The organism is Halapricum hydrolyticum, from assembly GCF_025517535.1.
In the GTDB taxonomy this organism is placed as follows: domain Archaea; phylum Halobacteriota; class Halobacteria; order Halobacteriales; family Haloarculaceae; genus Halapricum; species Halapricum hydrolyticum.
Map to the genome: position 1 here is coordinate 12962 of NZ_JAOPKC010000023.1, position 14978 is coordinate 27939.

The 14978-nt window shown below is 65.0% G+C and carries 17 protein-coding genes; 10 read left to right on the forward strand and 7 right to left on the reverse strand.

From position 1 onward, the window contains the following. Positions 1-19: 19 nt before the first annotated feature. A complete protein-coding gene (locus OB916_RS14335; RefSeq protein WP_315909981.1) occupies positions 20-832 on the reverse strand; it encodes a MinD/ParA family ATP-binding protein in 813 nt (270 codons plus the stop codon). Positions 833-958: 126 nt separating this feature from the next. On the opposite strand from OB916_RS14335, the gene prf1 reads away from it, so the two are divergent. Next, on the forward strand, positions 959-2212 hold the full coding sequence (prf1, locus tag OB916_RS14340) for a peptide chain release factor aRF-1 (RefSeq protein ID WP_315909982.1): 1254 nt from the start codon (positions 959-961) through the stop codon (positions 2210-2212). A 352-nt stretch (positions 2213-2564) separates the two neighbouring features. Here the strand turns inward: prf1 and OB916_RS14345 are convergent, their stop codons facing one another. After that, positions 2565-5030 (reverse strand): methyl-accepting chemotaxis protein, encoded by a 2466-nt coding sequence (locus OB916_RS14345; protein WP_315909983.1) that lies wholly within the window; start codon positions 5028-5030, stop codon positions 2565-2567. Positions 5031-5104: 74 nt separating this feature from the next. Next, positions 5105-5497 carry a DUF6276 family protein gene (locus OB916_RS14350; RefSeq protein ID WP_315909984.1) on the reverse strand — a complete coding sequence of 131 codons (393 nt, stop codon included), beginning with the start codon at positions 5495-5497 and terminating at the stop codon, positions 5105-5107. A gap of 254 nt (positions 5498-5751) precedes the next feature. Between OB916_RS14350 and OB916_RS14355 the strand changes: the two genes are divergently transcribed. Then, positions 5752-6279, forward strand: a complete 528-nt coding sequence (locus tag OB916_RS14355) for a type 1 glutamine amidotransferase domain-containing protein (RefSeq protein WP_315909985.1) — start codon at positions 5752-5754, stop codon at positions 6277-6279. A gap of 63 nt (positions 6280-6342) precedes the next feature. Here the strand turns inward: OB916_RS14355 and OB916_RS14360 are convergent, their stop codons facing one another. The 4 genes from OB916_RS14360 to OB916_RS14375 all read right to left on the reverse strand — a co-directional run bounded on the left by OB916_RS14360 (position 6343) and on the right by OB916_RS14375 (position 10173). Beyond that, complete coding sequence (locus OB916_RS14360; RefSeq protein ID WP_315909986.1) at positions 6343-7023, reverse strand: V-type ATP synthase subunit D; 681 nt, start codon at positions 7021-7023, stop codon at positions 6343-6345. 100 nt (positions 7024-7123) lie between these two features. Beyond that, entirely contained in the window at positions 7124-7714 is a 591-nt protein-coding gene (locus tag OB916_RS14365; protein ID WP_315909987.1) for a DUF7411 family protein, read from the reverse strand. Position 7715: 1 nt separating this feature from the next. Further along, positions 7716-8072, reverse strand: a complete 357-nt coding sequence (locus OB916_RS14370; RefSeq protein ID WP_315909988.1) for a DNA-binding protein — start codon at positions 8070-8072, stop codon at positions 7716-7718. 352 nt (positions 8073-8424) lie between these two features. Beyond that, positions 8425-10173: a glutamate--tRNA ligase gene (locus OB916_RS14375; RefSeq protein WP_315909989.1), complete on the reverse strand. Its 1749-nt coding sequence runs from the start codon at positions 10171-10173 to the stop codon at positions 8425-8427. A 109-nt stretch (positions 10174-10282) separates the two neighbouring features. On the opposite strand from OB916_RS14375, the gene OB916_RS14380 reads away from it, so the two are divergent. From OB916_RS14380 to OB916_RS14415, 8 genes are all read left to right on the forward strand, one after another. Beyond that, entirely contained in the window at positions 10283-10852 is a 570-nt protein-coding gene (locus tag OB916_RS14380) for an NUDIX hydrolase (protein ID WP_315909990.1), read from the forward strand. 31 nt (positions 10853-10883) lie between these two features. Then, positions 10884-11255 (forward strand): DUF5810 domain-containing protein, encoded by a 372-nt coding sequence (locus OB916_RS14385; RefSeq protein WP_315909991.1) that lies wholly within the window; start codon positions 10884-10886, stop codon positions 11253-11255. A 57-nt stretch (positions 11256-11312) separates the two neighbouring features. After that, entirely contained in the window at positions 11313-11738 is a 426-nt protein-coding gene (locus tag OB916_RS14390; protein WP_315909992.1) for a DUF5809 family protein, read from the forward strand. Position 11739: 1 nt separating this feature from the next. Continuing rightward, positions 11740-12174, forward strand: a complete 435-nt coding sequence (locus OB916_RS14395) for a hypothetical protein (protein ID WP_315909993.1) — start codon at positions 11740-11742, stop codon at positions 12172-12174. After that, positions 12171-12710, forward strand: a complete 540-nt coding sequence (locus tag OB916_RS14400) for an NUDIX hydrolase (protein ID WP_315909994.1) — start codon at positions 12171-12173, stop codon at positions 12708-12710. Before OB916_RS14395 ends, OB916_RS14400 begins: the two co-directional genes overlap by 4 nt. A gap of 71 nt (positions 12711-12781) precedes the next feature. Then, a complete protein-coding gene (locus tag OB916_RS14405; RefSeq protein ID WP_315909995.1) occupies positions 12782-13105 on the forward strand; it encodes a rhodanese-like domain-containing protein in 324 nt (107 codons plus the stop codon). A gap of 96 nt (positions 13106-13201) precedes the next feature. Further along, entirely contained in the window at positions 13202-14269 is a 1068-nt protein-coding gene (locus OB916_RS14410) for an ABC transporter permease (protein ID WP_315909996.1), read from the forward strand. 2 nt (positions 14270-14271) lie between these two features. After that, positions 14272-14976 carry an ABC transporter ATP-binding protein gene (locus tag OB916_RS14415; protein WP_315909997.1) on the forward strand — a complete coding sequence of 235 codons (705 nt, stop codon included), beginning with the start codon at positions 14272-14274 and terminating at the stop codon, positions 14974-14976. Positions 14977-14978: the final 2 nt, after the last annotated feature.

Consider the following 14978-nt stretch of genomic DNA (forward strand, 5'->3'; position numbering starts at 1 on the left):
GGGGACACGCCGACTGGGGTTAGCCGCCGAAGAGACCGAGAACGCCGCCGCTGCTGTCTTCGTCGTCGTCGCTGGTTTCCTCCTCGTCTCCGGAGGGGAACCACTCCGTCTCTTCTTCGACGATCGTCTCGACGGCTTCGCCCTTGAGCACGCGTTCCAGCGCCGTCGAGAGATGTCGGTAGGCGTGGGCAGCAGCGCTGTCCGGGAAGTTCAACACGAGCGGTTCGTTGGTCGTCGCTTCCGAATCTTCCGGGATGACCGCCAGCAGGGGAAACTCGACCTCGCGCTCGACCTCGTCGATCTCGGATTGCTCCTCGGCACGGGTCAGAATCGTCCCGATGACCTCGCCGTCGACTCGCTGTGCGAGCTGTGCGGTCTTGCCAGCGTCGCCGATCGCGACGCTGTCCGGCGTGGTTACGAGCAAGACACTGTCCGCCAGCCCCAGCGGCACCGTCGCCTCGTGGCTCAATCCTGCGCCCGTATCGATCAAGACGACGTCGTAGGCGTTCGCCAGCGTCTTGATGACTTTCCGGAGTTTCGCGGGATCGGCGTCTGCAAACGCCTCGAGGCTCTGTTCGCCGGGGACGAGCGTGACGCCACCGGGCCCCTCGGTGAGCGTGTCGCTGATCGCCGCGCGCTCGGCAAGCACCTCGTGCAGGCTGGTCTCGTGGTCGACTCCAAGCATAGCCGCGAGGTTCGCCATCCCGAGGTCGGCGTCGACGATAACCACGTCGTAGCCGGCGTCTTCCATCGCGACGCCGACGTTGACGGCAGTCGTCGTCTTCCCGACACCGCCCTTGCCGCCAGCAATGGTAAAGACGTGTCCCGTCATTTGGCCTGTTTGGGAACAGCGGGTGCCACCCATATAAAGCCGTCCGTCCGATGTCAGCAGACGATGAGGTTTGGGTGCGAAGTGCGGTCAAAGCATACTTACCCCTCATCGGACTAGTAGTCGCCAATGAGTGAACAGGAAGCCGAGCAAACCGACCGGCAGAAATACGAGTTCCAGAAGGTCATCGAAGAACTCCAGGAGTACCGCGGGTCGGGCACCCAGCTGGTCACGATCTACATCCCCGAGGACAAGCAGATCAGCGACGTCGTTGCCCACGTCACCCAAGAGCACAGCGAAGCGAGCAACATCAAATCGAAGGAAACCCGAACGAACGTCCAGGACGCGCTGAAATCCATCAAGGATCGACTTCGGTATTACGACACCTATCCACCCGAGAACGGGCTCGTCATCTTCTCCGGCGCGATCGACACCGGCGGCGGTCGAACGGATATGATCACCCGCGTGCTGGAGAGTCCGCCCGACCCCATCGAGTCGTTCCGCTATCACTGCGACGCGGAGTTTTTCACCGAGCCCCTGGAGAACATGCTGCTGGACAAGGGGCTGTTCGGGCTGGTCGTCCTCGACCGCCGCGAGGCCAACGTCGGCTGGCTCAAGGGCAAACGCGTCGAGCCCGTCAAGTCGGCCTCCTCGCTGGTACCGGGCAAACAGCGCAAAGGTGGCCAGTCCGCCCAGCGGTTCGCCCGACTCCGACTCGAAGCGATCGACAACTTCTATCAGGAGGTCGCGGAGATGGCGAACGACCTGTTCGTCCCCGAGCGCCACGACATGGACGGAGTGCTCGTCGGCGGTCCCTCGCCGACCAAAGACGAGTTCCTCGACGGCGATTACCTCCACCACGAACTCCAGGACATGGTGCTGGGGAAGTTCGACGTCGCCTACACCGACGAGTCGGGACTGTACGACCTGGTCGACGCCGCCGAGGACGTGCTGGCCGAACACGAGATCCTCCAGGACAAGGAGGTCATGGAGGAGTTTTTCAAGCAACTTCACGACGGCGAGAAGGCGACCTACGGGTTCAATCAGACCAGGCAGAACCTCAACATGGGGGCCGTCGAGCAGTTGCTCATCAGCGAGGATCTCCGCAAGGACGCCATCACCTACGAGTGTCCCAACGGCCATACCGACTACGAACTGGTCGACGCCACCGCGAAGACCGACGCACACACCTGCTCGACCTGCGGTGAGGAGGTTCCGGCCGAAGAAGCCGAACGCGAAGACGCCATCGAGCACCTGATGGAATTGGCCGACCAGCGCGGCACCGAGACGGTCTTCGTCTCGACTGACTTCGAAAAGGGCGAGCAACTGCTGACGGCCTTCGGCGGCGTCGCTGGCATTCTACGTTACTCGACCGGCGTGTGATCCCGGAGGGGTGGTGCGTGCTGAACCGGCACGAGATCGGTCCGCCGCGAACAGCCGTTCGATTAGGGGATGGGGGGACACCCGCAACGTCAGTGCGACGACGTTCGCGGCGAGCCGACGGGATGGGTGGGTCGAGCACCCAATTTGTCGTTTGTGGATTGATCGGAAAATACACTGTCCCAAACATAATTGGTATCACCAGGGGAGAGTCACACTGCCACCGTGACGTCTCGAAGCCGTTCGCCGCTCCGTGGTGACGTTTCGTAGCCGGCGTTCTCAGACGGCCGGCTGTGCGTTCGTCAGAAGATTCGACACACAGGAGTCCCGAATCAAGATGTTCCTGCGGACAATATCAGCTCGCGTCTTCGTTCTCTCCCCCGTCACTGGTGAGTGCCGGTCGGTCCGGCGCCTCGAGAGCCGCCGTCCCCTCGACGTCGAACCGTTCGAGTTCCTGTCGGAGGTTGCCGGCTTGCTGAGAGAGGTCCTCGACGCGATCGACGGCGTCCGCGATGGCGGCTGACTGCGTCTGTGTCGACGCGGCCACGCGTTCGATGTCGTCGACCGTCTCGTCCGTGAGGTCGGCCACGCGATCGACCATCTCGGCGACCTCCTGTGTCGCGCGTGACTGGTCGTCGGTCGCGTTTTTGATCTCCTGGACGCCGGCGTTCGTGTCCTCGGCCCGATCGGCGATGTCGTCGAACGCCCGGAGGGCCTGCTCGACGGTCTCGCTGCCCTCTGAGATACGCTCGCGCATCTCGTGGATCTCGGCGACCGTCTCGTCGCTGCGCCGCTGGACGTCTTCGATCACGTCGCTGATCTCCTCGACGGCGTCCTGCGTTTCTTCGGCGAGACTCTTGACCTCGTCCGCGACGACGGCGAACCCGTCGCCGTTCTCGCCGGTTCCCGCGCGTGCCGCTTCGATGTTGGCGTTGAGCGCGAGCATGTTGGTCTGTTCTGCGACGTCGGTGATGAACTCGACGATCTCCCCGATCTGCGCCATGCCGTCGTTGAGTTGCTCGATCGCGTCGACGGCGACCCGACTCTGCTCCTGGATCTCCGCGAGCTCTTCGAGTGCCTCGCCGGCGGCTTGCTGCCCCTGTTCGCTCGCGCTTTCGGTCTGGCGGGCGTTTTCGGCCACCTGGTCGGCCGTGGCGGCGACCTCCTCGATCGTCGCCGACAGCTGCGTCGTCTCGTCGGCGACGTCCGTGACGTGGCGCTGCTGCTCGTCGGCGCCCTGCTGGATCGCCTGCGTCGTGTCCGTAATCTCGTCGCTCGCGTCCCGGATGTTCCGGATGTCCTGATTTGCCTGCTGACTGCGCGTGTCGACGGCGTCCGCGAACGACTGGATCTCCACGATCGTCGACGCCCACTGTTCGAGCATCGTGTTGAACGATTTCGCGATCGAGCGCATCGCCTCGTTGTCGGCGTCTGTCGGCAGCCGTTGGCCCAGATCGCCGTCGGCACACGCCTGCATGACTCGCTCGTATTCTTCGGCGCGCTGCTGTAACTGCCGTGCGAGCTGTTCGGCTTGCTCGCGGGCCTGCTCGGCCTCGGTCTGTGCTGTCTCCGCGCGCTGCCGGGCCGATTCAGCGTCCGATTTCGCCTGCTCTGCGTCCTCGACCTTGCCGACCAGCGAGTCTCGCATCGTTGCGATGGAATCGAACAGCTGCCCGATCTCGTCCTGGCGGCGGGAATCGATCTCGACCTCGAACTCGCCCTGTTCGACTGCGCTCGCCTTCGCCGAGAGACGATCGATCGCAGCGACCGTGTTTCGACCGAACACGCCGCCGACGACCAGCAGACCGATCAGTGCGAGCCCAGTAAAGAGATACACGCCCTGCTGGACGTCGGAGACGAGCCCGTACGCCTGATCGGTCGGGGCGTGGACGACGACGACCCAGTCGCTGCCGAAGTCGGGGGCGTTTCGCTCTCCCGACGGGGCGAAACCAACCAGATGTTCTTTCTTCGGGGCGAACCCCCCCTCGGGTACGTGTTCCGAGTCGACAGTCGTCGACTCGCTCACGCTTCGCGCTTCCAGTTCCCGGACGCGATCGAGAACGGGGCTGTCGCTCGGATACTGCTGGCCGACGGCCTCGGCCTGTGGGGTGTCGTACATCACGATCGTATCGCGGCTGTCGACGATCATCGCGTACGAGTCGTCCATCTCGGCGTCGGATCCCCCGGATAGAATCTGGTCGCTCACTGACTCGATGTCGTAGACGGAGACGAGCAGCCGGCCGTCGTCGAGTTCGTTCGTGAACGCGACGGCGTGGTACTCGCCCTCGGCGACGTACAGTTGGGACACGCCGATCCCGCCGATCTCGAAGTCAGGATCGAGCGTCCAGCCGACCTCCCCCTCTTCGAAGGTGTCGCCGACCTTCACGGCCCGAGAGGAGTGTTCGATAGTGTTGGTCTCGGGATCGACCACGTGCACCAGCGTCAGTGCCGATCGATCAGACACGTCGGTCCGATAGGTGCTGAGAAAGTCGTTGATCTCGTCGTCGCTTGCGTTCGCTTCGGGCAGGTTTCGCTCGAGTGTCCGCATCTCGATGGCACTGCTTTCGAGCCAGTTGTCGAGCGCCTGCGCGTCGGCAGTCGCAGTCGATTCGAAGTCCCGATCGACGCTCTGCTCGACCTGATCGGCCATGACGGACGTCGCCCCGATCCCCACGATCGCGACGAGCAAGCCGATGAACAGGATCACGATGCCGAATTTCGCTGCGTAATTCGTCCGGACGACCCCGGGAACGACGCGTCTGTAGATCCCCACCCCAATCTGGCCGACACGCGCGGCCAGTTGGCGTGGCCTATCCAACATAACTGCAATTGACAACGTATGTTGTTATAAGATTTGCCACCTTCGTGGGGGTCTCAGAATTGCCCGGTAGAACGTCACAGCAGCTGTTCGAGCTGGCGTCTGCGGCCCTCGAGGTCGACGTGACTGTCGACGGCCGGATCGGACGCGAGCCGGTCGACGACGAGCATCGGGTCGGCTCCGGCGCGCTCGACCGCCTCGAACAGCGTTGCGATCTCCGAGCGGTAGAGAGCGAACTGATCGAGCAACCCGATCGCCAGTGCCATCGGAACGCCCGCGTCGGGGTTCGACGGGAACGCGTCGCTGATCCGCTGTACGTCGGGATCGGTCGCTGGCGGCTCACTGACGGGATGAAGCGCCAGACAGTGCGTACAGACGCCGACCCCGGATTCGTCGCCGGGTAACAGCTCCCGGAACTGCTCGGGTACCTCGAACGCGACGACCGGCGAGCCACACTCTGGACAGTCCATATCCGGTGCTGACGGCGCGTGCATTTCAGACTGCCGGCTATAGTTCGGACAGATATTCGACACGCGGGTGCCGAATTCCTGTGAAGTCACCTTCTCCGGCGGTATCACTCCCCGATCGTGCAAGCCCACGACAGGTGCGGAACACCACAAAAGATTATCCACGAACCCTGCGTACGTCGAGATGGAGCTGGGATCAAGTCTGACGGTCGGGAACAGCGGGACCGCCAGGCACGTGCGACCAGCGGTGATCGAACATGCAACTTGAAGACAAACGAATTGCCATGTTAGTCGGCCCCGGATACGAGGATCTGGAATTCTGGGCCGTGTACATGCGCATGCAAGAAGAGGGTGCACAGATCGACGTCGTCGGGACGGACGCCGGCGTCGAGTACACGAGCAAGAGCGGCGGGCTCACCGCCGAGACCGATCTCGCGGCCGCGGACGTCGATCCGGACGAGGTGGACGCGGTCCTCATCCCCGGCGGCTGGGCACCCGACAAGATCCGCAGAGACGAGTCCGTACTCGAGCTCGTCCGCGGGGTCTACGAGGATCACAAGATCGTCGGGATGATCTGTCACGCCGGGCTGGTCGGCATCTCCGCGGGCATCGTCGAGGGGTCGGACGCGACGGGGTCGCGCGGCATCAAAGACGACCTGGAAAACGCCGGGGCGACCTGGGTCGACGAGCCGGCGTTCCGCGACGGCAATCTGATCTGGGGTCGTGTCGTCGCCGACATCCCCGAGTACTGTCGCGTACTGGTCGACGCGCTCGCAAAACAGTGATCGACCGTCGGCCGCGATCGGTCGGCCGTCAGTAGGGGCAGTTCAGTCGTCAGCAGGGGCAGTTCAGTCGTCAGCAGAGACAGATTCGGCTTCGGCGGCTTCACGCTCGGCTCGTTCCTGGGCCTCTTTCTTGTCTTTGATCTTTTTCATTCGGAAGATCTCTTCGCGTTCCTGCTCTTCGAGTTTCTGCTCGATGTACTCCTTGTTCGAGTGGAGTTCGGGCAGCAGCTTGAACTCCAGGGCGTTGACGCGGCGCTTGGTGGTTTCGATCTCGTCGAGCAGTTCCTTCATCGCGGTCTCGACTTCCGCAGCGAGGATGATCTGTTCGAGCAGTTCCTCGTAGGCCTCGGCCGCGGCGTCGATCCGGCTGGACGTCCCGAGCACGCCGTAGCCGCGCTGATCGAGGCTCTTACGCACGCGCGTCGATTCGATCTGGGGGACGACGACGCCCATGATGTTCTTCGACTGGGTCGTGATCTCGGGGTGTTCCTTCAGGGCTGCTGCCGCCCCGCGAACGGCGACGTCGCCGTCCATCGCCCGCGCCATGTCCAGCCGTTGCTGGGCCCTGTCGTAGGTATCCTCTAGCTCCGATCGGACGTCCTGTGCCTGATCCAGGATGTCCATAAACTCCATGATGAGGCCGTCGCGCTTCTTCTCAAGGGTGTCGTGGCCTCGCTCGGAGAGTTCGATCCGGTCCTCGATCGCCATGAGGTTCTTCCGGGTTGGTTTGACGTCCGTGGCCATTTGCGCGCTAGTTCCGGCTACGGTGACTTACACCTTTCCACTTCTCCGACCACGATCGTGAGACGACCGTTCCGCAGTCGCGAGGTCTGTGCTCGCGAGATCATCGCCGGCCGCGAACCCGCGTCTGTGTATGCTCGGGAAAACACTCGCTGACGGTTTCCGGGCCGTACTCCTCGGCGATGACCGCCCGGATCTCCGCCTCGTAGTCGCCTTTCGGAAGCTGCTCGCTCGGCCCGGACTCCACATCGAGGTGCGTTTCGACGAGCCGATCGACGGCCCCGCGGCCGAATCCAGTCAGCGGCGAGAGGTAGTCGACCCCGTGGCGGTCTTCCAGGCTCTGGGCGAACGCACGCGGGATCGTCGGCACGCGATCGTCCCGTCGTGTGCCGTCGGCGACGGCGTCGTAATCGAGCCCAGCGACTTCTTCGAGCACGTGCTCGTGGATCGCCTGGATCCCGTTGCGCGGGAACCCGTCGGCGACGACCTGTTCGGTCGCCTCGCGGACGACGGACTCCTCGAGTTCGACCCGTTCGAAGGGGAAGCCGAGATCCCCGGCCGCTTCTCGCGCGTGGACGGCGCTGTCGGCGAGGCCAGCGGTCGCACAGACGAGCGTCACGTCGTAGAACGGATCGAGGAGTAACGCCGCCAGCGACGAGTCCTTGCCACCGCTAAAACAGACGGCTGCGTCCATCTCACCGGTGGCGGATGTTGAAGCTCTTCGAGTCGGGCGTGAGTTCCTTGAGCAGATCCCGCATCTGGTCCTCGTCGATCTGTTCGCCGCCCAGTCGGCCGCTCTGTGCCAGCGCGACGATCTGCTGTTCGACCTGCTCGGCGATCTCCGGTTTGGACATCTTGACCGTGTTCAGCCGCTTTCGCGCCCCGTCGGTGAGGTGCTGGCGCAGCAAGGCCTTGCGCTGGGCCTCGGCTTGCTCCTGTGCCGCCTGTCGGGCCTCGCCCTCGCCGCCACCGCCTTCGGCCTGGTCGCGCAACTGCTCCATTTTCTCCTGGCGAAGCTTCTCGAGTTCGTCGTCGCTTGGGTCGCCACTCATTGTATCTGCACGTACGATTTCCGCACCCGAAAGGCTTTCTCCTGAAAGCCCTCGGCGGGTGCTGGCGCACCCGCCTCGCCCTTTTCATGTCCACCAGGCCCGCCTTGCGGTGCCGCGCCGATCTGCGCGGCATCCGCCCGGGTTACGCCGACGCTTTCCGCAGTCGCGGCCGCCGTAGCCGCGACGAACCGCATCGCGGCCGCACCGCTTCCGCTAACCGCGGCCGCACCGCTACCGCGCCCCGTTCCTCCCCGGACGCGCGGACGAGACCGCGCGTCGGCATCCTGGCGGCGGTTGACCGGAATTACGCGTCGGTGTCCTGACCGCACCTCGATGGCACGTCCGAGTCGTGTCAGGGATGAGCGAAGTACGCCACCAGTTCGTCGTCTGCCTCCGGGAGCATATCGACCCGGACGAATCCGACCCGGACGAACTGCAGCATGTCGTCGGGCTCGTAATCGGCGAGTCCGGGCTCTGCGTGGCCGGTCACGTCGCCCTCCATCGTCCGCAGGCGCGTCGGAATCGCACTCTCGGCGGGCACCCAGTGAATCACCTCGACGTCGCCCTCCCGGACGACCTCGATGTCGTCGTCGGTGTACTCGAACGCGTCACCGGTATATCGCACGCAACCGTAGCCTTTCAACCAGACCCGCTCGCCCTCGGCGGGGACGTCCTCGGCCTCGACCAGCACTGCGTCCTCGACGGGAATCCGGCGTCGACCGCGATCCTCGTTGGGATGGACCGGCGGCTGACCGGCATCGGGGCCGCCGACGACCGGCTTCTCGACGGCCGGCCCGATCTCGTCGTCGCCCGCGTGAGAATCGCGGACGAAGAAGGCTCGATCGGCCTCGTCGTCGATCAACTCGCGGTTGTTCGCGTAGATCGCGGACATCGACAGATCGACGTTGCTGGTCGAGGTGCCGAGTTCGACCATCGCGTCGACGATCGCCTCGCCCCTGATCCCGCGGCGTCTGAGACTCTTCAGCGTCGGGGCGCGCGGATCCTCCCAGCCGTCGAGTTCGCCCGCATCGATTTTCTCCTTGATCGTCGAGGTACTCATCGAAACGTCGTAGGCGTCGACCTGGACGTGCCCCCAGTGGATCACCTCGGGATAGTCCCAGCCGAAGTAATCGTAGACGAACTGCTGGCGCTTCGCCGAGTCCTGCAGGTCGATCCCGCGGATGATGTGTGTGACGCCCGTGAGGTGGTCGTCGATCCCGCTCTGGAAATCCAGCATGGGCCAGCACCGATACTCACTGGCTTCCTCGCGGGGATGTGGGGTGTCGATCATCCGGAAGGCCACCCAGTCCCGCAGCGCGGGGTTCTTGTGAGTGATGTCGGTCTTCACGCGCAGGGTGATCTCGCCCGACTCGTACTCGCCGTCGATCATCGCCTCGAACTCCTCGCGGGTCTGTTCGGGGTCTTTCTCGCGGTGCGGACAGGCCTCGCCGCTGTTCTTGAGATCGGAGAACTCCTCCTGTGGGCACGTGCAGGTGTAGGCACCGTCCTGCTCGATCAGCTCTCGGGCGTGGTCGTAGTAGGTCTCCAGGCGGTCGCTGGCCCGCAAGACCTCGTCAGGATCGAAGCCCAGGTAGTCGATGTCCTCGAGGATCGCGTCGTACGCGGCAAGGTCCGGTCGCTTGGTCTCGGGGTCGGTGTCGTCGAAGCGAACGATGAAGGAACCGTCGTAGCGCTCCTTGTAGGTGCCGATGACGGCGGGCATCCGGGCGTGGCCGAGGTGCCAGGGGCCGTTGGGATTCGGGGCGGCGCGCATCCGGACCTCGTCGTAGTCGTCGGCGTTGGGAAGGTCGGGAAGCGCGTGCTCGTCCTCCTCGTCGTCGCTTTCGAGTTCCTCGAGACGCCCGGGCGCGAGTTCTTCGAGCCGGTCGCGTTTCTCGGCGGCGTCCATGTCGTTGACCCGCTGGGCGACGGGCGCGACGACGCCCGCGATTTCGTCACCGTACTCGCGGAACTCGGGGTTGTCACCCATCAGCGGACCCATGATCGCTCCGACCTGTGCGTCGCTGTCGTGTTTGAGGGCGTTGAACAGCGCGTCGATTTCGGCGGCCTCCTCGACGCGTTCGCGGATCTCCTCGTCCATAGCGTCGGATTGCGGGCGCCGGGTCAAAACGCTCCCGGGTTCGGGCCGCCCTCCGTCGAGAGGTCGCGCGACCCACAACGGGTTTGTTTCCACGGCAATCAGTACGCCCATGGCCGATTCCGATCTCTCCTGGGAGCGACTCGAAGCCGAGACCGTCTACACTTGCCCGGGGTTCGACGTGATCAACGAGACCGTCCGACTGCCGGACGGGGCCGAGACGGACTTCGATTACGTGGCCGAGGGCGAGAGCGTCGTCGTCCTCCCGTTCACGACCGACGGCGAGGTCGTCGTCATCGAGGAGTGGCGCGAGCCGGTCCAGCGGGTCAACTACGGACTGCCCGCCGGCGGTATCGAACCCGACGACGACGAGCCCGCGGCGGCAGTCGAGCGCGAACTCGCCGAGGAGACGGGCTACGAGGCTGGACGGGTCGAACACCTCACGACCGTCGAACCCGCCAACGGCTTCGCCGACACGGTCTTTCACTACTTCCTCGCCGAGGAGTGTGCGCCCACTGCCCAGCGGGATCTCGATCACGACGAGACGATCGACGTGACGACGACGGCGTTCGGGGACCTCCTCGCTGCCGTCCGCGAGGGCGAGCTGCGCGACGGCCGGGCGGCGCTGGGCATCCTGTACTATCACGCCTTCGAGCGTGACGGGAGTACGACGAGCCAATAGTCGTATCACTGGCCCGTTCCACTGATCGGATATGGCGTATCGCTGTCCAGTGTGCGAGGAAGTCCAGGCCGACGCCGTGCATCTGGCGGATCACCTGGCGTTCACGGCCGTCATCCGCGGGGGCGACCACGAATCGTGGCTCGACGAGCACGTGCCGGACTGGGGCGGGGACGATCCGGAGGGGCTCGCGGCGCGGCTGCGCGATGTCGATGCGGTCGAGTCCATCGACCACCCGATCGACGAGGTGCGTGATTCCGAAGTCAGGGCCGGTGAAGGCGTCTCTCGACGCCCGGATGCCGGCCAGCACGCGCTCGACAGCGACTCGCTCGACGACGAGGCACGGGAAATACTCGCGCGAGCGCGAGAACTGACCCGGCAGACCGAGGACGACGAAAGAGACTAGCTCCAGTACCCATCAGGAGGCGAAACGGACTAGACGCTGTGGCCCGGACGGAGAGACATGGAACGCGAGGGGCGGTTCGCGCCGGAGACGCTCGACGCGGCGCGCGAACGCTACGAGGCGCTCGGCTCGACCGCACAGGTGGTCGTCAGAGAGGTCGCGAAAGCCATGGAACTCGACCGCACGACGTATCGCGAGCGCGTCACCAGCGAGGTGGTCGAGACTGCCCGGGAGGTCCTGTTCGCGGAATCGCTCGCCGTGACGGTCGGCACGCGCGAGGAGTTCGACGCGTGGCGCGCGGACCGTCCCGACTACGAGGTCCGGGAGATCGGCAGCGAGAACGTCGAACGGGTCGCCTGGCACGCGGCCCCCTTCGCGGAGACGGTCGTGGCCGCGACGTTCCAGACCGAGCGCGAGGCGGCCGTCGGGACGCTCCGTCGGCAAGCGTTCGGCGAGGTCTACCGGGACGCCCTGCGGGGGGAGTGACGTGCGACCGATCGCCCGGAACTTCCTGCTCGGGGTCCTCGTAGTAGTCGTCCTCCTGCTGGCGCTCGGCGCGCTGCCGGGACTGCTCAAGAGCGGCGACCCCTACTACCTCACGGCGACACACGCCGATGCGGACGAGTTGACGGCGGACCAGCGTGCCGCGGCAGTCGAAGCGGCGAACCTCTCGGAGCGCCGCTACGAATACACCACAGCCGCGCTGGCCGACGCGACAAACGGGACGGGGTATTCCGAACCGTACTGGCGCGGGCCCGTCGGGATCAAGGGAGCGTTCACCCACTCACCGTTCGACGAGTTGAACGCGCTCCGCTCGAACTATCCCGGCGCGACCGACGGCGACGCGGTCTACGTCCGGGCGAACGCGACCGGTGGCGAGAACGTGACGTTTTACCGCCTGAACGTGACACAACGACCATGAGCAACGACACGCACGACTGGCCGGTCATCGAATCGGAAATCGAGTACGAAACCGGCTGGTACACCGGCGGCTACGACCTCGTCGAGCAGCCCGACGGCTCGCGAAAGCGCTACTACTGGGCGGAGTTGCCGCCCGCCGCAGTCGTCGTGCCCGTGACCGACGACACCGTCGTGATGGTCGAGCAGTACCGCCCGGCCATCGGCGAGCACTGTCTGGAACTCCCCGCGGGAATCGTCGAGAACGGCGAGTCGTTCACGACCGCTGGCGCGCGCGAACTCCGTGAGGAAGCCGGCTTCGATCCCTCGGGGACCGCGCTGCTGGAGACGTTTTGGACGGCGACGGGCGTGCTCCGGCACAAGCGCGGGATCGTCTTCGCCGAAGGACTCGAACCCGTCGAACCGAGCTACGACGACAACGAGTTCCTCGACGTGCGACCGGTCCCGATCGACGAGGCGCTGGATCGGGCCCGGGAGTCGCCCGCCAACGACGCGACCATCGAAGGGCTGCTGCTCGCGAAAGAGGAAGGACTGCTGTAGTCGCGACCGCGAACCGTCCGGCCGAATCCGCTTCCGTAGGGGATATCCCGCGGCAGATCCTGATCGCGAGTATGGATGGCGAAATCAGCGCGTCGGGACTCACGGATCTGCTCGATTCCGACGCCGACGTCGAAATCGTGGATATCCGTCGACCTGCAGCGTTCGATCACGGACACATCCCCGGCAGCCGGAACCTGCCGTTCGGCCGGCTCGTCGACCGCGTCGACGAACTGGACGGCGACGCCGATCGGATCGTCACTGTCTGTCCCCACGGCGAATCCAGCGTCCAGGCCGCCCGACTGATCGCCTCCTACGAAGGAATCGAAGAGACGCCGGTCGTGAGTCTCGCGGACGGACTGGAGGGGTGGGACGGCCCGATCGAGAACGGCGAGTAACAGTCGATAGGAAGCCAGAGAGATGGGAGCGAGCAGCGGTCGCAGCGAACCGCCAACGCTTTTCACTCTCCTCCTGTCACTCCCAGACGAGTCGTCGTGAGTCTTCGAGCCCTGCTGCGCAAGGAACTGCGCTGGAGCAAGCACAACGTGGCCGCGCTGGTCGTGTTGTTGCTGGTGTTGCCCGCGACCGCCGGGTACGCGAGCGTCACGTTCCAGCACGTCATCCCCCAGGAGGCGCCGGTCGCAGTCGTGCCAGGCGACGAGACGACCGACGACGGCAGTCTCGAACTCGTCGACGCCGCGACCGTCACGTTCGCCCAGCCGGTCCGATACGACTCGGAGGCCGCGGCGATGGACGCCTTACACCGCGAAGAGGTCTATGCAGTCGTCACTGTACCGCCCGGGGTGTTGAACGACTCCCGGCAGTCACAACTGAACCTCACGGTCGAGGGAAGCATGGTGCTATTCGACCAGCCCTCGAGAGCGATGGTGAGCATCCTCAACTATCGCCTGCAGTCGGGCGCATCCACGTCGATCACGGTCGAGCGGACGGTCGTCGGCGAGTCGCGCTCGCTTTCGGAGTACCTGATCCCGATCTTGCTGGTCGCGACGCTGATGCTGTTCGCGTTCACGTACGTCCCCTACAATCTGGCCAGCGAGTCACGGGCGATCCAGCGCATCCGGACCGACTCCTCGCTGGAGTCGCTGGTCGCGGCGAAGCTGCTTTACTTCACGCTGCTCATGCTGCTGCCCATCGTGACGTTCGGGCTGGTCACGGCGGCGCTCGGCTACGCGATGACGCCGGTCTCGGCTGGGATCGTCGCCGCCCTGTTGCTGTCGTTCCTCGCGATGGCTGCCGTCGCGATGGCGATCATGTTCGCGACCCGCTTCGGGACGACCGGTCGGTTCCTCTCGGTGATCGTCCTGTTCGGGCTGGTCGCGTTCGGGGGGTTGATCTATCCGGCCGGCTTCTTCTCGCCGATCCGGAAAGAAATCGTCAGGGCCGTCCCGCTACACTACACGACGATCATCGTCCGCAGCGAGATGCTCAAGGACGTGCCACTGGGGCTGTACGCCGATTACTTCGCACTGCTCGGTGCGACCGCGCTCGCGTCGCTGGTCGTCCTGGAGTCCGCGATCGTGTTCTACCGGAGGGGTGATTGACCATGACAGAGCGATTCGCCGTCGAGAACCTGACGAAAGATTACGGCCCGGTCGTCGCCGTCGACGGCGTCGACCTGTCGATCGAGCCCGGCGTCGTGCACTGTCTGGCCGGGCCGAACGGCTCGGGCAAGTCGACGCTGCTCGGCGTCTTGCTCGGACTGGTCCGTCCGACTGAAGGGAGGGTCGTCCGCCCCGCGAGTGATCGAATCGGCGCGAGCTTTCAGGAGCCGGCCTTCTATGACGACCTCACCGTGCGGGAGAACCTCGACGTGTTCCGCGCGCTGGCCGGCGATCCCGACATCGAGTGGGTCAAAGAGGTCGTCGAAGTGTTCAAGCTGTCGCGGGTGTTTCACCGCCGGGCCGGCGAGCTGTCGGGCGGGTACAGCAAGCAACTCGATCTGACGCTCGGACTGTTGAAGTCGCCCGACTTCCTGCTGCTGGACGAGCCGCTGGCCGATCTCGACGACGTGACGCGCGAATCGCTACTCGAGTTCCTCGAGGGGTACGCGGCCGAGGGCAACGCCGTCGTCGTGTCGAGCCATCGGATCGACGCGCTTGCGCCGGTGCTCGATCGGCTGACCGTCATGCACGAGGGGGAGATCGTTCTCGACGGCCGACGCGAGGAGATCGACGGAACCGAGACAATCAGGCGCGTCTATCGCGAGGCCATCGCGGAGAGTGGCAAGGAGACAGAGACCAGCGGATAGAT